Raw genomic sequence first — 24,302 nt, 5'->3', positions numbered from 1 at the left:
CCATTGCTATAATACGTGCTTGGATTTTTCTTCCAGAATATTTTTCAGGTTGTGCATGACGGACATCCAGTTTTCTTCTGCTCTTGCAACTTCTTCTTCAGTTTCCAGATTATCCTGCGTAATGGTCAGCGTTGTTTCATTATCAAACGGAGCGATATGGTAAGTAACATGCGCGTAATTGTCTTCGTAATCTTCTGAGCCAGCAAGCGGGCTCCAGTAGGAATAGCTTAAAACCCGTTCCGGGATGATTTCCAGGATTGTTCCTTTGTCCACGTACGTGTTGCCGTTCCAGACACCCGTAAAAGTAATGGGGCTGCCTACTTCCCAGCCGGAACTTACTTCGGCGCCGTGCATGTATTTTTTAACAGTTTCAGGATCTATCAATGCTCGCCATACTTTCAGAGGATTTGCATAAATGGATAAGGATGTGGTCGCAATCATTTTTCTGTTCATGGTGCTATGTGGTTAAGTCAAATATGGAAATTCAAGAAAATCATGCCATGGAACGTATACGCTGGCCTGGTTATTTAACTTATTTGTTGAATCAATCAAAAAGCAATGCAAGAGTTGTATTTTACACAAAAGCTGCCGATTTCTCTTCAGGAAGCCTGGGCGTTTTTTTCAAATCCGGCCAATCTAAAAGAAATTACACCGCCCCACATGGGATTTGTGGTGACTTCGGCGCATCACGGCGAAAAAATGTATGCAGGCCAGATCATCCGGTACATCGTCAAACCTGTTCTGGGCATTCCGTTAAAGTGGGTCACGGAAATCACACACGTTTCCGAAAATCATTATTTTGTGGACGAGCAGCGTTTTGGTCCGTATGCTTTCTGGCACCATCAGCACCGTTTTACAGCCATTGATGAAGGTGTTTTAATGGAAGATATTCTTAACTATAAAGTTCCGCTCGGGTTCATCGGCGATATTGTCAACGCCGTGTTTGTCCGGAACGAAGTCAATCAAATTTTTCAATACCGCAAAAAAGTACTGGAAGAACGCTTCGGAACTAGAAGCTATATTGCACGCGGCATGTAAGTACATCGTCCCGCACGTCTTTTTCAAATCCTTTTATCGCAGATTTTTCATTTCTGACCAAATCGTAATACAAGGTAAATTTCAACGACTCGTTGGCCACGTAAACATAACCCATTCCGACAGTATCATAACGAAGATCGGCTTTGCTGAACCCGGCTGCACCGGTAACGGCATTTCCTGAAATTTTCGAATTGGGATCATACCAGTCGTATTTCAGCACAAACAGATGATTCAGGCTGCCGAGGTGCTGCAGAAAATAGAAATAGGCTCCGTTGAAATTCCTTACATACAGCGGATCTTTCTGCCCGTTTGAAACGGGATAAATGCCCGGTGTCTCGCTGCTTGCCGAAGTTGCCGTCTGTTTGCCAAAAACGTATTCGGCCCGTAATTCGGTTTTACCGACCCGGTTCGGAAAGAAAATCTGGAAATCCGCTCCTGCATAATTGCGCGGCAAAACCCTGGCGTAATTTCTGCCCGAAGAATCCTTGACGGACTGAAATGCGTTTTCCTTCATCCTGGTTTTGTAAACCGTTCCAGACTGGCTTGTAATGCCGCCTGCATAACCCGAAACTGCTGCCGATAGTGTGGCGCCGCCAAGTGCATTGATCCGGGTTGGTTTCATACTGAGCCTTCCGATTACATCCTTATGGCTGTCGTAATCCGAAGTCCCGGACATACCTTGACCGTTGAATACGCCGACATCCAGTTTGAGTTTCTGCGACCAGCTTAAACTTTTCCGGCTTGTTACGGTTAACATGATTCCGATGTCACGCTCGGTTCTCATCAGCAGCTGCGACATTCTGCCGCGTTCCGGTGACTCCCGGTTGGCCGAAGACAAGTTTACTTCATGTCCGAACGGACGTGCAAACATGCCCGTTGTCAGTGCAAAAATCCGGAACCTGTTTTCATAAAACCGTCCCCAGAAATCCCGGATGGCAACGCCGCGTTCCGTACCGTCAAACTGAAAAACAAAGTAGGAGGTAGGATCATTGTTTTCATTCAGATGCGCGTAATCCACGCGCAGCCTTCCGCGGCGCAGTGTAAAGCGGTTGTTTGACATGGGTGAAAAATTGCCGCCCGCAAAGGTTTCGGCACCTTCCTGAAGAGTATACTGGAACTGAGGCTGTATGTATCCGCTGATCCGGACCCGGTTGTACCGTTCATAGATGGAAAGCATGCCTTTTCCCATTTGGTTTGTCGTATCCACCAGATCCATCAAAAACCGCTGTGCATTTGCCTGTGGTGCAATAAGGAAGGTCAAAAGGAGAACAGCTGCGGTAAAAAGTCGCTTCATCGGGTAATGTTATTATACCATTTAAGATGCAAAGAACTTTATCCCGCTTCACATTAGCAGTATAATGTGCCAAATAATTTACAAATTCATAAAATTGAATACTTGCAAATAAATCGGAATTTGTTAAGTAACTTAAAGTAAAAGGATTAATTAACTATACTTATCGTACATTAAGACTATATAAAATGTTATGTATGTATGATACTGACTAAATGTCTGATACATTTATCAAGTAAAGGGCATTTAGTTATAACTAAATGCCCTTTACTTATTTTCCACATCCGGAATACTTTTAGTATGCAGCGGTAAAGCGCTTTTTAACAAAGTTGGATTGTTCAATTTCGTCCGCAATGGCTACGGCAAGGTCTTCTGCCGAAATAATGCTTCTGCCTTTTTCGTTAAAAACAGGATTGTCGAGACCGGTTCTGTAAACGCCTTTTCTTACGCCTGACGTTCCCGGATGCATTTCAATCGCAGGGCTCAAAAAAGTCCAGTCAAGCTCGTTTTCCGTTTTGATGATGTTCAGGTAATCTCTTGCGGCACTTGCGCCGGCCTTGTATTCTGCGGGAAAATCCGGCGTGTCAACAAGCTGCACACCGGGAGCCACTTCGAGGCTGCCCGCGCCGCCTACAACCAGCAACCGTTTAATTCCCGATTGTTTTACCCCTTCCTGAATGGATTTGTAACCTTCAATGGAATCATTGTAAATGTTCGGATTGGTCCATCCCGGATTGAAAGCGCTGATCACGGCATCGTTTCCGGCTACGGCTTCAGAAACCTCGGACGGGTTCAGAATGTTTGCGGGCCTGGGCGTAATCAGGTCGCTTTCTAGCGTTATTTTTTCCGGATTTCTGGCAATGGCTGTTACATGGTGGCCGCGTGAAACCAGTTCTTCCAATACTTTTGAGCCGACAAACCCTGTGGCTCCGATCAATGCAATTTTCATGCTTGTTTTTGTTTTACGTTTTAGATAGTACTGTTATAATAAATGTTACAGTTTGGTATAAAAAAAATTAACTGAACTGTTTGTGAAAATCAGACAAGGATTTCCTTTCCAGACTCTGCAGCAATGCCTGTTCCGCCTCATTATACAGACTGTCCAGATGCTTGTTAATTTCCTTTCCGACGTCGCATTGCGGATTGGGCGCATTGATGCTTTTTCCCAGCAGATCTTTTTGTTTGACGGCCTTGTAAACGTCGGACATGAAAATCTGTTCCGGTGTTCTGGCAAGCCTGTTACCGCCTGATTTTCCTTCCTTGCTGATCACCAGTCCGTGTTCCCGAAGATTGCCGAGCTCCTTGCGTACGAGTACCGGATTGATATTGATACTTCCGGCGAGATACTCGGAGGGTACCCATTCCTCCTTTGCATCAGCAAGCAGTGTCAGGATATGTACTGAAATAGCAAACCGTCCGTTGTTCATACTGTAACTATTAATATTACAGTACAAAGGTATGGTATGTTTTGTAAAATGTAAAATGGAAGATGAAAAATGTTTACTGAAGGCAGTAGAAATTTAAGAACATAAATGTGAGTTGTATGCTTATTTATATTAATTTGTTGATTTTAAGTTAATTATCTGTATTGATAGAGTTTTGGAAAGTTCAATACAGCCCATGCAATTTAATTGTTAAGAAAGGCCGGTAAATTCTATATGTAAATACATGAATATACTTATTATATTTATTGAAAGTATTTTACTTACTATTTTTCCTGTTCTTAAAGATTATTGAAATTGTTTTATTAGTATTTAAAGTAATCCGTATTTGATAAGAATTAAAAGTATTATAAATTAAATACAAATTATATGTCCGAAAGGTATTTTACTTCTCATACATTTCATTAGCGGTAAAAGCGTGCCTGTCTACTTCTGGAATTTTTGATCCAGTGAAAACCGGTTATATTCATTGGTGTAGCAGAGCAGAATGGCAAAGAAGGCTGCATGTAAAAGCTGGGACGGAATGGCTCCCCATTCTTCTATCATGGACGATCCGAAAATCAAAGCAGTCATGACAAAACCTGCTGCAATAAGGGTTGTACGTGTAAACAATCCAAGCAGAAGCAAGAACCCGATCACGAGTTCGGCAACTGGAAGTATGTAACTGAAAGGAATGACGATTGTTTCGGGAAGCATGGATTTCTGGAACTGCCCGACCATCCAGTTGCTGAATCCGCTCAGTTTGGGCAAGCGTACAAGTCCGTGCCCGAACATACTCATGCCGGCCGCAAGTCTGGCCATCAGAAATCCCCAGTGAAAATTGTCAGTCATTGTAAGTTGTGGTGATGATTTACAATGACTAACAAAGTCGGTTTTAATCAGGTTTCCCGCCAATGGCAATAAAAGCAGTCCGCTAGGAAAACAGTACGGATTCCGGAATCGGCAATCGTGGTTTATTTCAGAACGGTGATCCCGCCCTTGTACGACCGGGTTGTATATTGAATCAGAAAATAATAGTAACCTCCTGAAAGGTCCGCCGGGCACCAGTTGTTTTCCTTCACCCTGGAATAATAAACCTGTTTTCCCCAGCGATTGTAAACGGCAATGTCTTTGAACTGATCGGAGCAGTTGCCTTCGGGCAAATCCTGCAGAACCAGACAGTCGTTTTTGCCGTCTCCGTTAGGCGTGATCACATTCGGCAGTTCCGGGAACTCGGTAAAGGAATTGTCCTTGACGGTAACCTTTACTGTAGTCGTGTCGTTGGCCGAACTGCAGCTTTTATCCTGCGCAATGAAATCGATCAGAAATGTCTGCTCACCTTTTCCGTTCAACAGGGCGCAGTCCGGGTTCCATGCATAAGGCGAGATGATTTCCCGGGTTCCGGTTTTATCGGTAAAGTTCATTCCGGCGGACTGAAGGTCAAATCCTCGGCCGGCCGCAACCAGACTGATCGTGCTGGTGTCGGGATCTGATGCAAGCACATCAAAAATGATTTCTGACGAGTTTCCGATCGTATAGGTGATTTCCGGTTCAGGCAGTGTCGTACGCACCGCAGGCGGCGTGTTTGGCGATTCGTCGACGATAAAATATACAGGCCTGGAAACGCCAAGCGGGTTGCCCTCACAGCGCATGTCTTCCACTAAGAAGTCAACGGCAAGCGTATCGCCTTTTCGGGCATTGCAGGGCGGTGTCCACGTAAAGTTCTGCTGAACCGTTGCCGTTCCGTTCACCGGTTGGAAGTTCATCGCTTTGTCGGCCATGTTGAAATCCCTTCCGCGGCCGGACAGTGCAAGGTTGTCTTTGTCGGGATCTTTTCCGTAAACAGTAAAACGCACCGGAACACCGGCGGTCACGTGCATGTATTCCGAAGGAAGGGAAGTAGTGATTTCCGGCGATGCATTGTCGTTGCCTTCCCGACGAATGAAAATGTTCAAAGTATCGGTTAATGGAACCGGACAGCTTTCATCCTCCGCAATGAGCTCTATTTTGATCGGCCTGTTGTCGTAAGTAACAAAGCATTCATCCAGACATACCTGAAATTTCAGCGTATCGTTGGCAATGGTTGTACGGAATTCGGCCGGGAGCAGCGTAAAGTAATCCTTGGCGTTGTTTACAGCTCTGCCGTTTACCTTTATAAGCTGATTGATGGATGGATCAGTTACAATGACTTCAAAACAGTTAGGATCGTCTTTTTTAACCGTTATGATTTCGTTTTCAGTATAAAACACATTTTTACCCGCAGGCTTGAACAGCAGCTTGGGCGGATCCATTTTGGGGCAATCAACGACTTTGAGCTGAAAATCGCGTGTAAGCGTTCCGATCTTCTGACCTTTCCTGTACTCATCCACTTGTACCGCAAATACGTACAGGCCCACAAATCCGGGCGTAACGGATAGCATTCCGGTCGATTTGTTTACCGTTAAAGGCTTGGGTCCGGGAATTACATTGGCAACAGAAATGTTGTCTGTCCACGTAAGCCGCGGGTAACCGGACGATCCGCGTGCAGGCAGGCTTGGATTGGATTTGTCAGAAAAGCCCTGCATCGGCGTTACAATGCTGTAAACAAGGCTGTCGCCATCCGCATCCGAGCCGCCAAAATCGAAGAAAAAGGGTGAATTCACGCAGGCATAATCGCCTTTGACCGCCGGAAAAACAGGAGAGGAGTTACTGAATGCCGTACCATTTTTTGTTATGGGCGGGAATTCCAGATAAAACAGGCTTCCTGCATCTCCCGGGTTTTTAATGTTTGTGATCGTTCCGTTCCGGCAGCACCGGTCCCAGACCATATAGTAGCCTTCCGGGTCATTGAAATCGCTGGTTTCGAGGTTTACAGACGAGCTGTAAGTGATCATGTAAGTCTCCAGAGAAGATATTCCGCAGAGCGGATTTGCGTACGTGACGGATTTTCGTTCTATTTTTGGGGCTTCAAGCCAACCAATTGCTGCATTATCCCGTTTTCTGAAAACATAGATGGTCACAAACGGATCTTCGGCACCGGGATTGCCGTTGAGGGCATCGAAGTACATGGTGAGCCCGATATTATAATTGTAGATGCTGTTTTTGTTTTCAGTGATGAAAAGCTGCCCGCCGACAATATGCGTAGCCTTGGCAGCAGTAATGACCAGCAGCATCAGAATGCATAGGATGAACCGAATTTTCATGGCTTGATGTAACAGTAAAAATTTGTCCTATAAGGTTGAATCAGAATTTAAAAAAAGGAATATGATTAAGAATAATCAGTATGAATACGTTGAAATTACCGATTTTGCGGCAGAAGGCAAATGTATATTTAAATCGGAAGACGGCGTAATTTTTGTGGAAGGCAACGTGGCTCCGGGCGATATTGTCGATCTTCAGGTAATTAAAACAAAAAAGAAGTTAAAGGAAGCGATTGTAACCAGAATCCATAAAAAATCCGATCTGCGTACCGAGCCGTACTGTCTGCACCATGATGTGTGCGGCGGTTGCAAATGGCAGCATATTGCCTACGAGCACCAACTGCATTTCAAACGTCAGCAGGTTATCGATCATTTTGAAAGAATTGGTAAAATCCGAAATGTTCCTGTAAATCAGATTATTGCAGCTCCGAAAACGGAATATTACCGGAACAAGCTGGAATTTACCTTTTCCAACTGGCGCTGGCTCACCAAGGAACAGATGGATTCCGGACAGGTGTATTCCAAACATGCGCTCGGGTTTCATGTGCCCAAAAGATTTGATAAAATATTTACGGTAAATCACTGCCACCTGCAGCCGGACCCATCCAATACGATCCGGAACTCGCTGCATCATTTCGGCGAACTGCATCACATTTCGTATTACGATGTACGCTTCAACAAAGGCACTTTGCGCAATCTGGTTGTGCGAACGGCCAATACGGGTGATGTAATGGTGATCGTGCAATTCGGCGAGCAGCATGACGAAGCGATTGAAATGGTGATGGAATACCTCAAAAAAACGCATACCGAAATTACATCGCTGAATTACATCGTTAACCTGAAGGGGAACGATTCGTACCAGGATCAGGAAGTGATCAATTATTCAGGAGAAAAGTTTATCCGGGAAACCATGGAAGACCTGACTTTTCTGGTCGGGCCCAAATCTTTTTACCAGACCAATTCCGAACAGGCATATCAGTTGTTCAGTGTGGCAAGGGAATATGCCGGACTGACAGGAAATGAATCCGTTTACGACCTGTATACCGGAACCGGGACCATTGCCAATTTCGTTGCAAGAAGAGCTAAAAAAGTCATTGGGATTGAATATGTAGAGGCAGCAGTTGAAGATGCGCGCCGGAACTCGGAATTGAACGGCATAAGCAATACGTCATTTTTTTCGGGTGATATGCGCTGGATTATGAACGAAAATTTCCTGACGCAGCACGGCAAACCGGATGTCATTATTACCGATCCGCCGCGTGCAGGAATGGACGTACCGGTTGTGGAAACGATCCTGAAAGCGGAACCGCAGAAGATTGTTTACGTCAGCTGCAACACCGCCACCCAGGCGCGCGATCTGGCGTTGATGTCGGAGCACTATGAAGTCACAAAAGTCCAGCCGGTGGATATGTTCCCGAATACTCATCATGTCGAGAACGTGGCCTTATTGATCCGGAAAAATTAAGGTAGATACAATGAGAAAGCAACAACCCGGATTTAACAATTCCGGGTTGTTTTTTTATATAGTTTCATTTCCGGCGAACACACAATAATGGAAGGTTGTCTGAGTAATACTCCTTAAATTTCGATTTCCGTCACTCTTAAATTCCTATTATTTAGGATAAAATTCTTGATTAATGATCCTTTAATTATGCTGCAAATAGCTCTGTTTAAAACTGGTTTGGAAGCAACTCATAATACGTCCAAACGGTATCAGCAGCTGGATTGTAATCACCCGTCATAATTTCACTGGTAACCAGTCGCTGCAAGCCTCTATCTTTAATATGTTCTACGGTACAGCGAATGGATTTATGTTCCTTGGTAGTTGCGGAAATGCCTTTAAAGATCTTGATTCCCTTTTTCTGTTTTCCCAGCCAATAATCGTCTTTTAGATAAATGGTATCCATTATTTTATCATTTACCGTCAGAATCATCGTATCACCTTTAAATTCCAGCGTTTGATAATTTACACGATCAAAGAAAAAGGAAGTTTTGCTTTTGGTATAATAACGACGTTCTGCTTCTTGCTTGATATTCCATGTTTGTTCAAGCATCACTTCATCAAAGGGGTATCCGCATGAAAGCAATTGCAAGCTAATTGCAAAAAGTGCCATGATTTTCAGCATGCTTTTTTTTATATTCTTGTTCATGGTCGCATTCCCAAGGTTACGTTTAAAGATGTATCGTATTTTACTCCTTTTCCAAGAAAGTTATCTGTTGCATACCATGCATTATCATTGCCTTCCCAACCCCAGTTAAGGTAATACATGTTATAGGTCCACGACATACATGTAGGAGCTCCGTTCAGCTCAACAACGCCGTGTAAAATGGTTTCCTGAATGCCCGCTATGACCCATATATGCCAGTTATCAAAACCTAGGACTGTGTTTGTACCGTCCATAATAACGGGTAATGGAAAGTTGTCTGAGTATTACTTCTTAAAGTTCGATTTCCGTCACTCTTAAATTCCTATCATTCAGGATAAAAATACTTGGTTAATGATCCTTTTTTAATGCGGCAAATGGCTCTGTTTAAAACTGGTTTGGAAGCAACTCATAATACGTCCAAACGGTGTCAGCAGCTGGATTGTAATCACCTGTCATAATTTCACTGGTAACCAGTCGCTGCAAGCCTCTATCTTTAATATGTTCTACGGTACAGCGAATGGATTTATGTTCCTTGGTAGTTGCGGAAATGCCTTTAAAGATCTTGATTCCCTTTTTCTGTTTTCCCAGCCAATAATCGTCTTTTAAATAAATGGTATCCATTATTTTATCATTGACCGTCAGAATCATCGTATCACCTTTAAATTCCAGCGTTTGATAATTTACACGATCAAAGAAAAAGGAAGTTTTGCTTTTGGTATAATAACGACGTTCTGCTTCTTGCTTGACATCCCATGTTTGTGAAAGCATAACAATGTTAAATGGATACTCGCAGGAAGTAGTCAAAAGACTCAGAACCAAAAAACGCGTATATAGATGTTTAAATGGCTTCATATAATTACTCATGGCCGCATGCCAAGGGTTACGTTTAAAGATGTATCATAATTTACTTTATCACCAATAAAATTTCCCATTGCATACCAGCCATTATCATTGCCTCCCCAGCCCCAATTGAGGTAATACATGTTATACGTCCAGGCCATGCAGGTAGGTGATCCATTTAGATCAACCACACCGTGTAAAATCGTCTCCTGAATGCCCGCGATGACCCAAATATGCCAATTATCAAAACCTAGGACTGTGTTTGTACCGTCCATAATAACGGGATGTCCACTCATTAATTCCGAACGAACCTGATTTGTTGAATTGTTGAAACCAACTCTGGTGCCCGGATTGGAGTACCCGGCTGCTTGGAAAGCAGTTTTTATGTCTTTCCTCCATGTCATGGTATTGCAGTTTAGGAAATTATAGTCAGATCCTGCAAACATCCCCGCAACCCGAATCATATTGGCAATCTGCATGTCATTCGGGTTAACAGAAGTGCAGCTAATTGTTGACCTTACATCTTTTAATGGAAAATTATAGTTTAATACAGGTCCGGGCGCAATGGAGTAAGTTTTGGGTTTCTGGTTACACTTTGCATTCCAGACTTGAGCTATTGCAACTGCTCCGCAACCTGCATATGCATAAGAACATTTACCACAAGATCTTGTTGGACAATACATGTTGTAAACTTCATCCTGCCTCCAAATCGATGTAATCAGCAGTCCGCTGTCGTAATAAGTATCCGGCGGACAGTAATACGGATCAACGGGCGGTTCATAATCCGGTGTTTCCGAAAGTAGATCGGGTGAATTTTCGTTCAGTTTTTGCCACATCAGGGCAATGCCCTTTTCCGGAGCTTTTATTCTTTTTGTTCCTTCGGTAACTTCTTTTTTAACGCGTTCAAACCAGATTCCCGGACCGGGATTTTCTCCTTCCAGGCTGAAAGTTCCGCTGTCGCTTTTGGCAAGAACGGGAACAATGCGCTTGTCTGCCGCAAGGATCACAAATCCATGTTCCGGGCTTTGATCCGATTCAAAATGGATGACATGCATCAGCGGATTGCCTGCATCATCATATAACGTTTTGACGTTCCTGACCCGTTTGGGTACGGACTGTTCCGGACTTTCCTTTAATCGCAGCTTTTCACTACCAGCAAAGTATTCATTTTTATCTTTTTTCAGGAAGTTACGGGCCAGTTCAGCCGCATCTTTTCCGCTGATTTGAAGCGGATTGCTGTTGGTTGCAGCAGAATTACCGGGCGGAAGACTTTCATGCCGGCTGCATTGCATCAGCAAGCCGGACAATAAACAAAGGAGGGTAAAAAGTATAACGTTTTTGTTCATACAGCATGTGTTTGATAAACAACACTGCTATATGAAGGAATTATTTCAAAACAGAACCATGAAAAGGATGAGTAGTTGCCCAGCGGCTAGTCTCAGTTTTCAAACGGTAATTGTCTTATACAAATTCGTATATCAGAACGGTGGTTCACTGTCCGGGCCTTTGTAATCGAAATTGCTCAGATCATTGGCACGGCTTCTCAAAGTTCCGCCTCCGCCCGCCGGTGCAGGCTTGCTCTGGCTTTCAAAAGATGCAATCGGATTGGTTGTTTGTAAAGGCCGGTCTACAGAGAAAGGCGCCGGTGTAAACTGTGAATCCAGATCGGCAAATTTGGTATATTTTCCGATAAACCGGAGCTGAATGGTATCAAGTGACCCGGCGCGGTTCTTGGCCAGAATGACTTCACCGATCCCGGCTACCGAATTTCCGGATTCATCTTCTGTAATGCCATAATATTCAGGGCGATAAAGGAAGATAACCATATCGGCATCCTGCTCAATGGAACCGGATTCACGCAAATCAGAAAGCTGGGGACGTTTTTCGCCGCCGCGTGTTTCCACGGCACGGCTAAGCTGCGACAGCGCAATCACCGGAACATCCAGCTCTTTGGCGAGGTTTTTAAGCGAGCGCGAAATCATCGCAATTTCCTGCTCCCGGTTCCCGGCCCCTTTGCCGCCCGTATCGCCTGTCATCAACTGAAGATAATCGATAACGATCATCTGTATATCATGCTGTGCTTTCAGCCTGCGGCATTTGGCGCGCAGTTCAAGAACGGAAAGCGCCGGCGTGTCGTCAATGAAAATCGGTGCGTTCGTAAGCCGGTGAATACGGTGGTGAAGCTGTTCCCATTCATGCGGTGCAAGGCTTCCTTTCCTGATTTTTTCACTGTCAATTTCGGCTTCTGCTGAAATAAGCCTGTTTACAAGCTGTACAGAAGACATTTCAAGGGAAAATATAGCTACCGGCATATTAAAGTCGACCGCAGCATTCCGCAAAGAAGAAACCACAAAAGCCGTTTTTCCCATACCCGGCCGTGCAGCCAGGATCATGAGTTCCGTTTTTTGCCAGCCGGAAGTAAGCCTGTCCAGCGCGCTGAAACCGGAAGGAACACCGGTCAGTCCGTCTTTATTGTTCTTTTTCTGGTCCAGCTCGGCCAGTGCCTGACGCATCAATGCGCCCATATCGGCATAATTTTTCTTGATATTGGATTCCGAAATCGAAAACAGTGCCTGTTCCGTTTTGTCCAGCAGCCTGAACACGTCCGTCGTATCTTCAAAAGCGTCGCGCTGGATCTCGGAAGCCACCTTGATCAATTCACGTTTGATAAAAGCCTGTGAAATGATACGCGCATGGAATTCGATGTTGGCCGCCGAGTTCACTTTGGAAGTCAGCTCCATGATGTAAGCCGCTCCGCCGATCAGTTCCAGCTCGCCGGTGCTGCGCAGCTTGGAAGTAACGGTAAGCATATCAATAGGCTCGGAATCAGCAAAAAGCGTAATGATCGCCGTGTAAATCCGGACGTGTGCTTCTTTGTAAAAGCTGTCAGGCCGCAGAATGTCGGCAACGGCTGTCAGTGCGTCTTTTTCGATCATTAAAGCACCCAGAACAGCTTCCTCCAGATCAATGGCCTGAGGGGGTAACTTACTGAAAGTCTGTTCGATAGCTGGTGTACGGGTGCCGTATGGCTTCTTGGCAGCAATACCTTGCTTTGATCCTGCTCTTGAGTAGTTATTGGGTGCTTTATCGTTTTCCATGTTAAGACAAAGTTAATGATTGCACCGCGTGAACAAAAGAAAGATCGGCTAACTTGAATCAAATAAATATTTTCAAAAAAGGTTGTTTTTTGTGTTTATCTGATAATGAAAGAGTTGATCAGAATATATTAAATTTTCCAATTGAATTTTGATATTATAATTGCAAAATCGCGTTTTATGTTTTATAAATGTTGTTATTATTACTAAATTTTAGAACAAATAGACAAACACTAAACTTTAATTCATTTGCTGGAAAAAATCATAACGCTCGAAGACGTTTCCATGGTGGATTTTCTGGGTATTCACAATTCGAATATCAAGGAAGTCGCCGCCGCTTTCCCGGAAAGTAAAATCATTTCACGCGGAAACGAGATCCGCATTCAGGGAACCGCTCCCGAAATTATCAGAATCACAGATGTAATGGATTCACTGCTTGCACATTATCAGAAATATGGAAAAGTGACCAACGATAATGTAAAAGGATATCTGAACGGAATTTCTAAAACAAGTACCAAGACCGGTGAGGATGATGACGATGTCATTATTTACGGCAACAAAGGGCTTGTCGTAAAGGCCAAGACGCCGAACCAGAAATTACTCGTGGAACAGGCTGCCAAATATGACCTTGTGTTTGCAGTCGGGCCGGCGGGAACAGGAAAAACGTACACGGCCGTGGCTATTGCCGTACGGGCCTTAAAAAATAAGGAAGTCAAAAAAATCATTATTACCCGCCCTGCCGTGGAAGCAGGAGAGAACCTCGGATTTTTGCCGGGCGATCTGAAGGAAAAGATCGATCCGTACCTACGGCCGATCTATGATGCGCTGGATGACATGATCGCGCCTGAAAAGCTGAAATTGTATCTGGAAAGCCGCGTCATTGAAATTGCGCCGCTTGCCTACATGCGCGGACGGACGCTTAACAATGCGTTTATCCTGCTTGACGAAGCGCAGAACACGACGCCGATGCAGATGAAAATGTTCCTGACGCGGATGGGGCCGAGTTCAAAAGCCATCATTACCGGTGATAAATCGCAGATCGACTTGCCTAAAAATCTAAAATCCGGCCTGATCGATTCACTGAATGTTTTAAAAGGGATCAAGGGCATCAGTTTTGTGGAACTGGACGGTTCCGACGTGGTCAGACACCGCCTTGTCAAGGATATACTTGCAGCATATGAAAAATCGGAGCAGTAAACTTTTTTCAGGGCTTTTCCTGATCATGTATTTTTTCACTCAGGCAGCGGCCCAGGAAAAAGATTCCGGATTGCAGCGGTGTGCCACTACACAGCTGGATTCGCTGAAAATGCTCCGAAACCCGGCACTTGCAAAGTCCAGATCCAGGTCCGAAGATCTGATCCGGGAACGGATTCGCATGAACCGTTCCTCGCTCCGGACTTCCGCAGACGATATTGTGACCATTCCGGTGGTCGTTCATGTTGTGCATGATCAGCAGAATAACAGGATCGGAGGCTCCGGAAATGCCAATATCACTGCTGAACAGATCCAGAGCCAGATTGATGTGCTGAATGAAGATTACGGGAATACATCCGGTTACAAAGGCTATTATACCGACTCGCTGGCCGTGGATACCAAAATCCGGTTCAAACTGGTTACGATTGTCCGTACTTATACTGAAAAGTCCCAGTTCAGTCCGTTGTCCGATGCCGATGAACTTGCCGAAATCTCTGCTTCCTGGTTTACAAACCGTTACCTGAACATCTGGGTTTGCAGGCTTTCGGACCGGTATCTCGGAACTTCGCAGTTTCCTGTGGTGACGGATATAACGGACAAAACAGCCGGGCTGGGAACAGCCGAGGATGAAACAGACGCGCAGACCGACGGAGTGATCATTGATTTCCATTATTTCGGCAGAAACTCCGAAGCCATTACGAGTTCCATTTACAATCTCGGCCGCACTACAACGCACGAAGTAGGGCACTGGCTCGGACTGATCCATACCTGGGGCGATACTTCCTGCGGAACGGATTACTGTGATGATACGCCGACGGCTTTCACAAAGAATGAAACGACAGACCTTTCCTGTTCGCCTGTTTTTTCGGATTGCAACGGCATTACATCCCGGAATATGATCGAAAATTACATGGATTATTCTCCGGATGCATGCATGAGCATATTTACAAATGATCAGAAAGAACGGATGCATGCGGTTCTGGAACTGAGTCCGAGAAGGGCAAAACTGGTTGAATATTCCAGGCTTACGACTGATCAGATGATTGTGGAACTTTACCCGAACCCGGTCAGTGATTATCTTACAGCCAATGTTTTTACGCCAGATTACGAACCGTTCACCGTCAGTGTATACAACCAGAAAGGTCAGAAAGTGACAGAGGACCAGGTAAACGGCACGTTTCTGAATGTATCCAATTTTTCCGGCGGCATTTATTTTTACAAGGTAAAAACGAGCAAGGAAACAATTACCAAACGGTTCATGGTTAAATAGTTATGTTGTCCCGCGCTCCTTTTGTCAGTATTGTTGCGGTTTTGGTGGCAGGTATTTTGTTGAGTGGGTATTTTACAACTATTTTGCCTTTGGAATATGCCGCCTGTGCAGCGGCAGTCCTACTGATCCTTTCGGCCGGGCTTTATTACAAACATAGAAAAACAGCTTTTACCGTCTGTTTTTCTGTGTTTTTGCTTTTTACGGGTATTTACATAAGGATTTTTCAGGATCATAAACTGAATGCAGAACGGAATGCTTTGCAGCTGAACACTTACTCTGATTATGAACTGGAAATAAAAACCTTGCCGGAAAAAAGACAGCAATCCGTCCGCATGGAAGCATCCGTTCACCGGATTTTAAGCCGCGGCAAATGGATTCCGGTTTCTGTAAAAGCTTTGGTCAGCATTCCGTCCGATGCAGCACTGATACCGGAAGTTGGCGACCGGCTTGTCGTGCATGGAAATCTGAAAGTGCCGGATGCGCCGTCCAACCCGTTTCAATTTGATTATCGCAGGTATCTCAGGAATAAAGGCATTCAGTGGACGGCTTATCTTCCGGACGGCACTTATGAAATTTTGCCCGAAACAGCAACCTATCCTGGCCCGGGTTTGTGGAGCCTGAAAGTATCCGAATGGGCTGATCATGTATTTCGAAAAAATATGACAGACGACCGCTCTTACGGGCTGGTGAAAGCCATGCTGCTCGGCCGCCGGGATGACCTTCGCTCGGAGCAGGTGGACGATTACACCACTTCCGGAACCGTTCACATCCTTTCCGTTTCGGGCATGCATGTAGCCATTATTTTTCTGACTGTCAGCTTTTTGCTGGGCTGGATGAAGCGCTGGAAACAGGGAAAAATACTTTATCTCGCAACCACTATCTTGTTGCTCGGGTTTTATGCGCTGGTTACCGGTATGCCACCGTCTGTACAACGTGCGACGCTGATGTGCATCGTTTTTGTAGTTGCGGAAGTATTCGGCAGAAAGCAGCATGCGATGAACACGCTGGCTGTTTCCGCATTTCTGATCCTGTTTTTTGATCCGTATGCATGCTATGACGTCGGTTTTCAGCTTTCCTATCTTGCCATGACAGGCATTTTTCTTTTGTATGAACCCATTTGCAGCATGTTTGCTCCGGCCCATCGTGTAATCAGGTTTACATGGCAGATCACCGCACTTTCATTTGCTGCACAACTGGCAACTTTTCCGCTCAGCCTGTATTATTTTCACCAGTTTCCAAGCTATTTCTGGCTGGTGAATCCGTTTGTTATTGCGTTCACGAATGTGCTGCTTCCTGCTGCGTTGCTGTTGCTGGCGGTTAGTTTAACAAATATTTTCTGGTTGCAGACGGCCGTTAACTTTGTGGTGGACATTTCTGCATGGCTGACCAATTTTTCTGTTTCCATACCTAAAAAATTACCCGGTTTCCTGATCGAAAACCTGCATCTGAGCATGCCGGAAGTGCTGATGCTGTACGTTTTGCTGTTTCTGGTCTGGTATGCGTATCAAACGCGTGAATACGTTTACCTCAAATATGTTTACGCACTGGTCTTCATTTTTATAAGCTGCGCGGTTTCCGTAAGCATGATGACTTTTCTGGAAGAAGAAACGGTTACTTACGCCATTCCCGGTCATTCGGTTATGAGTTTCAAGAAAGATGCAAAGCTCTATCTTGTTGCGGACAAAGGTTTTGCCAAAGACACAAATGCCTATGATTATTATGTCAGAAACTACGTGGTAAACCGGGAAGTTGACAAAACCATCTTCATTTCAGGTCAATGACAAACAGCCTGGAATTTTACTGAACTGCATAAACGGCTGCAATCTGCTCAGCGATTTTGCGGTCCCAGCTTGCCTGCGCCGCACCGTTCAGGCCATGGCCCGTTTCTCCGTCATACTGCTCCTGATCGTCGTTCATCTGCCTGAATGCTTCCAGGAACTGGTACTGGATTTCACTGTCATAATCTTCAATCGTCAGATCCGCCTTGCGCAGCCTTTCCTTAAATTTCTCCACAACCAGTCGCGTAATGTCAAAATGGATTTGTTCATGGCGTAAAGTACTTGCGTTCCGTGCTTCCGGCCGGCCCCACGACATGCTTTTGACCATGAAGATTTTCAGACCTATTTCAACAACCAGATCGTCTTCCTTCGGATAGGAGCGGCCTTCATAACCGAAACTTGTAAAAACAGCCGCTGCATACCGGCTTCCGGGCTTTCCGTTGCGTACTTTGAAGTCATCCCAGACCAGCGGCCTTTTCGGTGAATAAAAAACCGTATCCGAATCATTGTCCTGCTTGGTAATTTCCTTGAAAACAAGCTGAAGACTTCTGGCCAGTGCAGGGTTTTTGCCGGAATTCGTCGCCATCCATTTCTGAAAATGCGTCAGCGCCTGGTCCACAAGCTGTTTGACCAGGCGCTGATATTCATATTCCCTTTCCGGTCTTGTATAACTTGCCGCTGTTTGGTAGCCGGTCAGTTCAACCGGCTGCATATTGCGGTACCAGCGGAATTTTACCGAAAGCTTGATCTCGCCCGTGACCTTGTTCGGCGCGACCCTTTTTTCATTCACAGAAAGCTCTTTCACGGTGATGATCAGCGGAAGCCATGTCTGCTCTTTTTTCGGTGCTGCAAACGTCCAGTAATTATAAAGTTCGCGGTCTGTTTTGGAAGGAAATACAACCGGCACTTCTTTTCCGAGGGCAATTACTTTACCCAATCCTGCCCCGGGTATAATCCGCTGATCTTCTACATCTTCAATGTAAAATTTATAATTTTTGAACAATGCCGAAGACTCTTTTGCAAGGTTCAGTACGATCCTGTCCTGCTGACTGTAAGCGCGGGAAAAGGTAAAAACCAGCATGAAGGCCAGCAGCAAGCCTCTGATCATACTTGGTATTCTGTATGGAATCCCAGCTGCATTTATATAAGTTTGCATGTATATTCTATTGGAAAAACGAATGACTTTACTTACAACGAATTTGCGGCCGGAATTTGATGATATTTATATGGAACTGGCTAAAAACCTTGCCAAACGTTCCCATTGCATCAAAGCGCAGGTAGGAGCCGTTCTGACAAAAGATACACGCATTATTTCGATCGGTTACAACGGTCCGCCGGCGGGAACACACAACTGCGATGAGGAATTTCCCGAAACGGGCTGTCCGAGGGATGCAAAAGGAAGTTGTTCACTTGCCCTGCATGCGGAACAGAATGCCATCCTGTTTGCTGTAAAAAATGGTTCCAATATCGAAGGTTCCACACTTTTTGTAACACTGGCGCCGTGTATTGCATGTGCGCGGGTCATTTACACCATGAAAATTAAAAAGGTGATCTTTCTGCATTCGTATGCAGCTTACAAGGGAATTACGGTAGAAGAAGGAGTGGAGTTTCTGAGGCGTTTCGGAGTGGAAGTGGAGCAGTACAGTGGCAGCTATATGATCAATGAGTAAATCCGGATTCCAGTTGAAAACGGATTTACTCATATTCTGTTTTTAATGATGATGCACACCGCCTGTACCGTGAATGTGGCCGTGGCTGATTTCTTCTTGCGTTGCATGTCTGATTGAAAGGATTCTGCCCTTGAAATGCATTTCTTTTCCTGCAAGCGGATGGTTGAAATTCATGATGACCACCTGGTCCTGTACTTCCACAACCTGTCCGTGCATACGCTCGCCGTCTTCGTTGGTCATCGGAATGATGTTGCCGATCTGCAGCAACTCGTCCTGATTGACGTCTTCCATCTGAAAAACGGCTTTGGGCAACTCTACAATCGCTTCTTCATCAAAGTCGCCGTAGCCCTCTTCAGGTGAAACGGTAAACTCGAAATGATCTCCTTCTTTCAGTCCTTCGATCTGGTTTTCGAAACCTTCGGGAAGGCCGCTGATCCCTTGTATAAAGTACATCGGATCTTCTTCGGTAACTACTTCAACAACATCGGTTTCACCTTCGGAATCGGGAATCCTGAGGCTGTATATCAATGAGATTACGTTATTTTTTTCGACTTTCATTTGCTAGTTTGGTTAAAATAATGGTTGTTGTAAAAAATTGTTCCATCGTAAATACGTATAAACAAACGTACGGCAATTTTATTAAAATGCCATTTATATGAATTTTTTAGCTCATATTCTGCTGTCAGGAAACAAGGAAGGCGTGATCATGGGAAATTATGTCGGCGATTTCATTAAAGGGCTATTAACAGAAGAAAAAACAAAGGACTGGAACCCGGATTACGTGCTCGGTCTCAAATTGCACCGCTTTATTGATTCATTTACCGATACGCATGAACTGGTCAGGGATACCAAGAAAATGGCCGCCGCATCAAACGGAAAACTTGCCGGGATTGTCACGGATATCTATTTTGACTACTTTCTGGCCAAGTATTTTAACGATTATGCTTCTGAACCGCTGCACGTTTATGCGCATCATTTTTATACCATTACGGAAAGAAACGAGCATCTGATCCCGCCAGGCATGGTACCGATGGTGCGTTCCATGATCCGGCAGGACTGGCTTACGTGTTATGCGACGCTGGACGGCATCGATCTTACGTTTCAGCGCTTGTCCAGACGGGCCGGTTTTCTGGCGCCGATCCGGACGGCTGTTTCAGAGCTCCGGGAACACGAGGATTTCTACCATGAAAAATTTAATCGCTTTTTTCCTGAACTTCAGATGCAGGCCGACCGGTTTATTTCCGGGAATGAGCAATAACTTTGCAACCTTTTTGAACCAGATACTGCTTAAACAACCTTTTTGCCGGCTCGCCGGAAACTGACAATGGCCCAGACACCGGAAACAATCCTGAAAGAAATAAGAAGCAAGAAGTTCAAACCGCTGTATTTTATTCACGGTGACGAACCTTATTACATTGATGCAATTGCCGACGAACTTGAAAAACGCGTGGTTCCCGAATCGGAAAAAGGTTTTAACCAGTTTATCATTTATGGAAAAGACACGGACCTGACCGGCGTGCTGGGGTATGCCCGCAGGTTTCCGTTCATGGCCGAAAGGCAGATCGTCATTGTAAAAGACGCGAACAAGCTCGGCGGAATCGAACAGAAAGAGCAGCAGGCCAGGCTGGAAGATTATGCCCTGAACCCTGCAGCGAGTACCGTACTGGTGTTTTGCTTTCATGCAAATGCGGATGAAAGAAAGTCTTTTATCAAGGCCATCGGCACGCATGGCGCCGTCGTGCAGTCCAAAAAGATGTACGACAATAAACTGCCGGACTGGGTTGCCGCTTTCTGTCAGCAGGAAGGCGTCAAAATAAGCCCCAAAGCCATTCAGATGCTTGTGGACAACATTGGCAACGACCTGAAAAGGCTTTCCAATGAAGTCCGTAAAATCATGGTGAACCTGCGCGTGGATGAAGGGATTGATGCCTCGGCAGTGGAACGGTTTGTGGGCATCAGCAAGGAATACAATGTTTTTGAATTCCAGAAAGCATTGATGCAGCGCGATGTGATGAAAGCCAATCAGATTGCTTCGTACTTTTCCGCCAATTCCAAAGACAATCCGTTGTCGCCGATTCTGATTATCCTGTATAATTTCTTTGCAAAGCTGCTTTTGGCACATGCAAGCAAGGACAAATCGGAAAAAGGTCTTGCGGCGGAACTTGGCGTGAACCCGTATTTTGTGAAGGATTATTTACTTGCCATCCGGAATTATCCATTGCCTAAAGTAACGCATGTCATTCATTACCTGCGCGAATGCGACAGCCGGCTCAAAGGACTGGACGGCGTAAGCATTCCGGAAGGTGAACTGCTGAAAGAGCTCGTTTTTAAAATTGTCCATTAAGGCGCCATGCAGCGGTTTCCGGACTGCATTAAACAGCATCCATGAATTCTGACCAAACTTTTTTTATACCCGTCCCGGCGCTTTTTAGTTTCGACGAATGTCTCTGGTTTCTGGACAGGAACTATGACGACTGCCTGCATGTCATCAAGGGTAAAGTTTTGTATAAAGCCGTTAAAATAGGAGCGGAGCCGGTTTTGTTTTCAATAGAAGAAGAAAGCAGCTTTCTAAAAGTAACGGTGCTAGCGGGAGAAGCTTCCAGAGAAAACAAGGATTTCCTGAACGCATACATAGCGGAATGGTTTGATATGAACCGGAATATCCAGCCGTTTTACGATCTTCTGAAAACAGACGGACGGCTGGCTTACATGACCGAAACGTACAAGGGTTTTCGGCTGATCGGGATATTCAATATTTTTGAAGCCATTTGCTGGTGCATTGTCGGTCAGCAGATTAACCTGAGTTTTGCGTATAAGGTTAAAAGGAGGCTTGTGGAGCGTTACGGTGAAAAAGTGGACTTTGAAAACGAATCGTACTACATTTTTCCTGAACCCGAAGTGCTGCTCCATGCCGATCTGCAGGAACTGAAAAGCATGCAGTTTTCAGAAAGAAAGGCACTTTATGTCATCGGAATTGCCAAAGCATTTCATGAAGGAACGCTGGACAAGGAAGCCATCCGGCTGCTGCCGGATTTTGATTCCAGAGTAAAAGTACTTACCGCGCACAAAGGCATCGGGTTATGGACAGCCAATTACACGCTGATGAAATCTCTGCACGAACCGCAGGCCATTCCGCATGGCGACATCGGGCTTTTGCAGGCATTGGCCAATAACGGCATCATTCATGACAGAAGCGAAACGGAGAAAATAGATGCGCTCTTCAGCAGCTTTGCCGGCTGGGAAAGTTATCTTGCATTTTACCTGTGGCGCAGCCTGACGGTTCGGATTTGAGTAAAAAGTAAGATGTAAAAAGTAAAAAGCAAAAAGGATGTTGTTTTGGAGCGATCAGGCTGAAAGAACCTGATCGTCTTTGCGCTCACCGATCTGCTGCCGCCACATGGCATAATAAAGCCCTTTTTCCTCAATCAGGGAATGATGGCTGCCGGTTTCCACAATGTTACCCTTTTCCAGCACATAAATCCGGTCTGCATGCATGATAGTTGACAAACGGTGGGCAATCATGACCGTAATGTGCTGCCGCTGATCGGTAATGTTCCGGATCGTGTTCGAAATTTCTTCTTCCGTCAGTGAATCCAGTGCAGATGTTGCCTCGTCAAAAATAATCAGATGCGGAATGCGGAGCAGCGCACGGGCAATGGACAAACGCTGGCGTTCGCCGCCGGAAAGTTTCAGTCCACCTTCACCGATTACCGTATCGATCCCGTTTTCTGCTCTGGAAAGCAGGTTGTAGCAGGCCGCTTTCACCAGCACGTCATGGATCATTTCATCCGTCGCTTCCGGGTTTACAAAAAGCAGGTTTTCCTTGATGGTGCCCGAGAACAGCTGCGTATCCTGCGTTACAAAGCCGATTTTGTTCCGGATTTCATCAAAATCAATGTTACTGCCGTTATGATTGTTGTAATAAACAGATCCGGAATTGGGTTGATACAAACCGACTAGCAGCTTCACCAGCGTGGTTTTCCCGGAACCCGAAGGACCCACAAATGCGATGGTTTCGCCTCTTTTTACCTGAAAGGAAATATCATCCAGCGCCGGCCTTGTGGCGGACTGATGCTGAAAACGCACATGCTCGAAACGCAGCGACTCGATGCTTGCAATGCTTTGCGGATTTTCCGGTTTGTGCTCGACGGGCCTGGCCAGCAGAACCTGTAAATTATTTAAAGAAGCTTCTGCTTCCCGGTAGGAAAGGATTACATTGCCGAGTTCCTGCAGAGGTCCGAAAATGAAAAAGGAATAGAACTGCATCATCATCATTTGTCCGACCGTAATGCGATCACGGAAAACAAAGAAGAGCAGCGCAAACATGATGCATTGCTGAAGGAAATTGACGAAAGTGCCCTGAATAAAGCTGATCGAGCGTATGCTTTTTACTTTCCGGAGTTCCAGCTGCAGGATTTTGAACGTGGTCGTATTGAGCCGTGTAATTTCCTGCTGCGTCAGTCCGAGGCTTTTGACAAGTTCAATGTTCCGTAAAGATTCCGTTGTGGAACCTGCGAGCGAAGTCGTTTCTTTTACAATATTTTTCTGGATTGCCTTGATTTTACGGCTGAGCACGCTGGTCAGAATGGCCAGGATAACCGCTCCGATCAGATAAATGACCGGCAGCATCGGGCTCAGCCGGAAAGCCACGATGACAACGAAGACAATTCCTACAAGCGTTGCAAAAAGCACATTGACAAAGCTGGTAATAAACTTTTCACAGTCTGCCCTTACTTTCAGCAGCACCGACAGGGTTTCGCCGCTGCGCTGGTCTTCAAAATCCTGAAAAGGAAGCCTGAGCGCATGCCGCAGCCCGTCCGTATAAAGATTGGCGCCGAATTTCTGGATGACGACATTCAGCACATAATCCTGAAAAGCCTTGGCAATCCGCGATACCATGGCTACGCCGATGATCATCAGCAAACCAATGAGTACGCCGCGGAAAAAAGCATCGTTCAGGCCGTTGTCGCGGAAATACTTCGCCTTGTTGGCATAAGGATCAATTAAGTAATTTCCAAGGATATAGGGGTTCAGTAGCGAAAAAATCTGGTTGATGGCCGCCAGTACAAGTGCCAGCAGAATAAGGCCTTTGTAGCGGCTGAGATATTGTATCAGTAATTTCATAAGCTTGTGAGGATTCGGTGGTTTTGCCTAAAACAGTAAACCGAAAGTTCCGGATTTTAATTCTCGAAAAGCGCAAACTAACGAGCTTTGATGGGGAAAAACCTGGAATATGCAGGCATTGAAACAAAAAAGACATCCCCGGGAGGATGTCTGAATGCAAGTAGCGGGGAGCAGAATCGAACTGCCGACCTTAGGGTTATGAATCCTACGCTCTAACCATCTGAGCTACCCCGCCGTCATAATTGTGGTGCAAAA

23 protein-coding genes and 1 tRNA gene are annotated in these 24,302 nt (G+C 45.3%); 9 read left to right on the top strand and 15 right to left on the bottom strand.

All coding sequences use genetic code 11. The features are described from left to right. Positions 1-6 precede the first annotated feature (6 nt). Entirely contained in the window at positions 7-453 is a 447-nt protein-coding gene (locus tag FEM33_RS12945; protein WP_139012433.1) for an SRPBCC domain-containing protein, read from the bottom strand. A gap of 105 nt (positions 454-558) precedes the next feature. Between FEM33_RS12945 and FEM33_RS12940 the strand changes: the two genes are divergently transcribed. After that, on the top strand, positions 559-1,038 hold the full coding sequence (locus FEM33_RS12940) for an SRPBCC family protein (RefSeq protein ID WP_139012432.1): 480 nt from the start codon (positions 559-561) through the stop codon (positions 1,036-1,038). On the opposite strand, the gene FEM33_RS12935 is transcribed toward FEM33_RS12940, so the two are convergent. From FEM33_RS12935 to FEM33_RS12915, 5 genes are all read right to left on the bottom strand, one after another. After that, on the bottom strand, positions 1,010-2,332 hold the full coding sequence (locus tag FEM33_RS12935) for a porin (RefSeq protein WP_229214228.1): 1,323 nt from the start codon (positions 2,330-2,332) through the stop codon (positions 1,010-1,012). The two genes, FEM33_RS12940 and FEM33_RS12935, sit on opposite strands and share 29 nt — an antisense overlap. 292 nt (positions 2,333-2,624) lie before the next feature. Then, entirely contained in the window at positions 2,625-3,278 is a 654-nt protein-coding gene (locus FEM33_RS12930) for an NAD(P)-dependent oxidoreductase (RefSeq protein ID WP_139012431.1), read from the bottom strand. A gap of 67 nt (positions 3,279-3,345) precedes the next feature. Next, positions 3,346-3,756 (bottom strand): Rrf2 family transcriptional regulator, encoded by a 411-nt coding sequence (locus FEM33_RS12925; protein ID WP_139012430.1) that lies wholly within the window; start codon positions 3,754-3,756, stop codon positions 3,346-3,348. A gap of 441 nt (positions 3,757-4,197) precedes the next feature. After that, positions 4,198-4,602 carry a DoxX family membrane protein gene (locus tag FEM33_RS12920; RefSeq protein ID WP_139012429.1) on the bottom strand — a complete coding sequence of 135 codons (405 nt, stop codon included), beginning with the start codon at positions 4,600-4,602 and terminating at the stop codon, positions 4,198-4,200. A gap of 122 nt (positions 4,603-4,724) precedes the next feature. Beyond that, positions 4,725-6,932, bottom strand: coding sequence for a T9SS type B sorting domain-containing protein (locus FEM33_RS12915; RefSeq protein WP_139012428.1), 2,208 nt, complete (start codon positions 6,930-6,932; stop codon positions 4,725-4,727). Between the two features lie 61 nt (positions 6,933-6,993). On the opposite strand from FEM33_RS12915, the gene rlmD reads away from it, so the two are divergent. Next, positions 6,994-8,394: a 23S rRNA (uracil(1939)-C(5))-methyltransferase RlmD gene (rlmD, locus tag FEM33_RS12910; protein WP_139012427.1), complete on the top strand. Its 1,401-nt coding sequence runs from the start codon at positions 6,994-6,996 to the stop codon at positions 8,392-8,394. Between the two features lie 205 nt (positions 8,395-8,599). Here the strand turns inward: rlmD and FEM33_RS12905 are convergent, their stop codons facing one another. The 5 genes from FEM33_RS12905 to dnaB all read right to left on the bottom strand — a co-directional run bounded on the left by FEM33_RS12905 (position 8,600) and on the right by dnaB (position 13,014). Further along, complete coding sequence (locus FEM33_RS12905) at positions 8,600-9,043, bottom strand: hypothetical protein (protein WP_139012426.1); 444 nt, start codon at positions 9,041-9,043, stop codon at positions 8,600-8,602. Between the two features lie 32 nt (positions 9,044-9,075). Next, positions 9,076-9,330, bottom strand: coding sequence for a hypothetical protein (locus tag FEM33_RS12900; protein WP_139012425.1), 255 nt, complete (start codon positions 9,328-9,330; stop codon positions 9,076-9,078). A gap of 130 nt (positions 9,331-9,460) precedes the next feature. Then, positions 9,461-9,940, bottom strand: a complete 480-nt coding sequence (locus tag FEM33_RS12895) for a hypothetical protein (RefSeq protein ID WP_139012424.1) — start codon at positions 9,938-9,940, stop codon at positions 9,461-9,463. Further along, a complete protein-coding gene (locus FEM33_RS12890; protein ID WP_139012423.1) occupies positions 9,937-11,262 on the bottom strand; it encodes a C10 family peptidase in 1,326 nt (441 codons plus the stop codon). The genes FEM33_RS12895 and FEM33_RS12890 overlap by 4 nt, the downstream gene beginning before the upstream one ends. Before the next feature lie 132 nt (positions 11,263-11,394). Next, a complete protein-coding gene (gene dnaB, locus FEM33_RS12885) occupies positions 11,395-13,014 on the bottom strand; it encodes a replicative DNA helicase (RefSeq protein ID WP_139012422.1) in 1,620 nt (539 codons plus the stop codon). A 246-nt stretch (positions 13,015-13,260) separates the two neighbouring features. Here dnaB and FEM33_RS12880 point away from each other — a divergent pair, with 246 nt between their 5' ends. Genes FEM33_RS12880 through FEM33_RS12870 form a run of 3 tightly spaced genes read left to right on the top strand, consistent with a single transcriptional unit; the run spans position 13,261 to position 17,256 of the window. Then, positions 13,261-14,208 (top strand): PhoH family protein, encoded by a 948-nt coding sequence (locus FEM33_RS12880; RefSeq protein ID WP_138279945.1) that lies wholly within the window; start codon positions 13,261-13,263, stop codon positions 14,206-14,208. Next, positions 14,189-15,475: a T9SS type A sorting domain-containing protein gene (locus FEM33_RS12875; protein WP_139012421.1), complete on the top strand. Its 1,287-nt coding sequence runs from the start codon at positions 14,189-14,191 to the stop codon at positions 15,473-15,475. Before FEM33_RS12880 ends, FEM33_RS12875 begins: the two co-directional genes overlap by 20 nt. Before the next feature lie 2 nt (positions 15,476-15,477). Then, entirely contained in the window at positions 15,478-17,256 is a 1,779-nt protein-coding gene (locus tag FEM33_RS12870) for a ComEC/Rec2 family competence protein (protein ID WP_139012420.1), read from the top strand. 16 nt (positions 17,257-17,272) lie between these two features. On the opposite strand, the gene FEM33_RS12865 is transcribed toward FEM33_RS12870, so the two are convergent. Then, positions 17,273-18,409, bottom strand: a complete 1,137-nt coding sequence (locus tag FEM33_RS12865; protein WP_229214227.1) for a DUF922 domain-containing protein — start codon at positions 18,407-18,409, stop codon at positions 17,273-17,275. 22 nt (positions 18,410-18,431) lie between these two features. On the opposite strand from FEM33_RS12865, the gene FEM33_RS12860 reads away from it, so the two are divergent. Continuing rightward, on the top strand, positions 18,432-18,923 hold the full coding sequence (locus FEM33_RS12860) for a deoxycytidylate deaminase (protein ID WP_139012419.1): 492 nt from the start codon (positions 18,432-18,434) through the stop codon (positions 18,921-18,923). 42 nt (positions 18,924-18,965) lie between these two features. Here FEM33_RS12860 and FEM33_RS12855 read toward each other — a convergent pair whose 3' ends face one another. Next, positions 18,966-19,481 carry an FKBP-type peptidyl-prolyl cis-trans isomerase gene (locus FEM33_RS12855; protein ID WP_139012418.1) on the bottom strand — a complete coding sequence of 172 codons (516 nt, stop codon included), beginning with the start codon at positions 19,479-19,481 and terminating at the stop codon, positions 18,966-18,968. A gap of 97 nt (positions 19,482-19,578) precedes the next feature. On the opposite strand from FEM33_RS12855, the gene FEM33_RS12850 reads away from it, so the two are divergent. The 3 genes from FEM33_RS12850 (at position 19,579) to FEM33_RS12840 (ending at position 22,214) form a co-directional block, all read left to right on the top strand. Then, positions 19,579-20,181: an acyl carrier protein phosphodiesterase gene (locus FEM33_RS12850; RefSeq protein ID WP_139012417.1), complete on the top strand. Its 603-nt coding sequence runs from the start codon at positions 19,579-19,581 to the stop codon at positions 20,179-20,181. A 66-nt stretch (positions 20,182-20,247) separates the two neighbouring features. After that, on the top strand, positions 20,248-21,267 hold the full coding sequence (gene holA, locus FEM33_RS12845; protein ID WP_139012416.1) for a DNA polymerase III subunit delta: 1,020 nt from the start codon (positions 20,248-20,250) through the stop codon (positions 21,265-21,267). A 41-nt stretch (positions 21,268-21,308) separates the two neighbouring features. Continuing rightward, a complete protein-coding gene (locus tag FEM33_RS12840; RefSeq protein ID WP_139012415.1) occupies positions 21,309-22,214 on the top strand; it encodes a DNA-3-methyladenine glycosylase family protein in 906 nt (301 codons plus the stop codon). A 54-nt stretch (positions 22,215-22,268) separates the two neighbouring features. Here FEM33_RS12840 and FEM33_RS12835 read toward each other — a convergent pair whose 3' ends face one another. After that, positions 22,269-24,047, bottom strand: coding sequence for an ABC transporter ATP-binding protein (locus FEM33_RS12835; RefSeq protein ID WP_139012414.1), 1,779 nt, complete (start codon positions 24,045-24,047; stop codon positions 22,269-22,271). Positions 24,048-24,208: 161 nt separating this feature from the next. Then, positions 24,209-24,282: transfer RNA gene (locus tag FEM33_RS12830), tRNA-Met, on the bottom strand. Positions 24,283-24,302: the final 20 nt, after the last annotated feature.

This window comes from Dyadobacter flavalbus, assembly GCF_006149045.1.
GTDB lineage: Bacteria > Bacteroidota > Bacteroidia > Cytophagales > Spirosomataceae > Dyadobacter > Dyadobacter flavalbus.
Note: the sequence above shows the minus strand (reverse complement) of the source record. Positions and strands in the feature narration are given on the sequence as shown.

Excerpts from the sequence above, each read along its gene's own strand:
- FEM33_RS12945 (WP_139012433.1), bottom strand. The coding sequence starts at position 453 with ATGAACAGAAAAATGATTGCGACCACATCCTTATCCATTTATGCAAAT.
- FEM33_RS12940 (WP_139012432.1), top strand. The coding sequence starts at position 559 with ATGCAAGAGTTGTATTTTACACAAAAGCTGCCGATTTCTCTTCAGGAA.
- FEM33_RS12935 (WP_229214228.1), bottom strand. The coding sequence starts at position 2,332 with ATGAAGCGACTTTTTACCGCAGCTGTTCTCCTTTTGACCTTCCTTATT.
- FEM33_RS12930 (WP_139012431.1), bottom strand. The coding sequence starts at position 3,278 with ATGAAAATTGCATTGATCGGAGCCACAGGGTTTGTCGGCTCAAAAGTA.
- FEM33_RS12925 (WP_139012430.1), bottom strand. The coding sequence starts at position 3,756 with ATGAACAACGGACGGTTTGCTATTTCAGTACATATCCTGACACTGCTT.
- FEM33_RS12920 (WP_139012429.1), bottom strand. The coding sequence starts at position 4,602 with ATGACTGACAATTTTCACTGGGGATTTCTGATGGCCAGACTTGCGGCC.
- FEM33_RS12915 (WP_139012428.1), bottom strand. The coding sequence starts at position 6,932 with ATGAAAATTCGGTTCATCCTATGCATTCTGATGCTGCTGGTCATTACT.
- rlmD (WP_139012427.1), top strand. The coding sequence starts at position 6,994 with ATGATTAAGAATAATCAGTATGAATACGTTGAAATTACCGATTTTGCG.
- FEM33_RS12905 (WP_139012426.1), bottom strand. The coding sequence starts at position 9,043 with ATGGCACTTTTTGCAATTAGCTTGCAATTGCTTTCATGCGGATACCCC.
- FEM33_RS12900 (WP_139012425.1), bottom strand. The coding sequence starts at position 9,330 with ATGGACGGTACAAACACAGTCCTAGGTTTTGATAACTGGCATATATGG.
- FEM33_RS12895 (WP_139012424.1), bottom strand. The coding sequence starts at position 9,940 with ATGAGTAATTATATGAAGCCATTTAAACATCTATATACGCGTTTTTTG.
- FEM33_RS12890 (WP_139012423.1), bottom strand. The coding sequence starts at position 11,262 with ATGAACAAAAACGTTATACTTTTTACCCTCCTTTGTTTATTGTCCGGC.
- dnaB (WP_139012422.1), bottom strand. The coding sequence starts at position 13,014 with ATGGAAAACGATAAAGCACCCAATAACTACTCAAGAGCAGGATCAAAG.
- FEM33_RS12875 (WP_139012421.1), top strand. The coding sequence starts at position 14,189 with ATGAAAAATCGGAGCAGTAAACTTTTTTCAGGGCTTTTCCTGATCATG.
- FEM33_RS12870 (WP_139012420.1), top strand. The coding sequence starts at position 15,478 with ATGTTGTCCCGCGCTCCTTTTGTCAGTATTGTTGCGGTTTTGGTGGCA.
- FEM33_RS12865 (WP_229214227.1), bottom strand. The coding sequence starts at position 18,409 with ATGCAAACTTATATAAATGCAGCTGGGATTCCATACAGAATACCAAGT.
- FEM33_RS12860 (WP_139012419.1), top strand. The coding sequence starts at position 18,432 with ATGACTTTACTTACAACGAATTTGCGGCCGGAATTTGATGATATTTAT.
- FEM33_RS12855 (WP_139012418.1), bottom strand. The coding sequence starts at position 19,481 with ATGAAAGTCGAAAAAAATAACGTAATCTCATTGATATACAGCCTCAGG.
- FEM33_RS12850 (WP_139012417.1), top strand. The coding sequence starts at position 19,579 with ATGAATTTTTTAGCTCATATTCTGCTGTCAGGAAACAAGGAAGGCGTG.
- holA (WP_139012416.1), top strand. The coding sequence starts at position 20,248 with ATGGCCCAGACACCGGAAACAATCCTGAAAGAAATAAGAAGCAAGAAG.
- FEM33_RS12840 (WP_139012415.1), top strand. The coding sequence starts at position 21,309 with ATGAATTCTGACCAAACTTTTTTTATACCCGTCCCGGCGCTTTTTAGT.
- FEM33_RS12835 (WP_139012414.1), bottom strand. The coding sequence starts at position 24,047 with ATGAAATTACTGATACAATATCTCAGCCGCTACAAAGGCCTTATTCTG.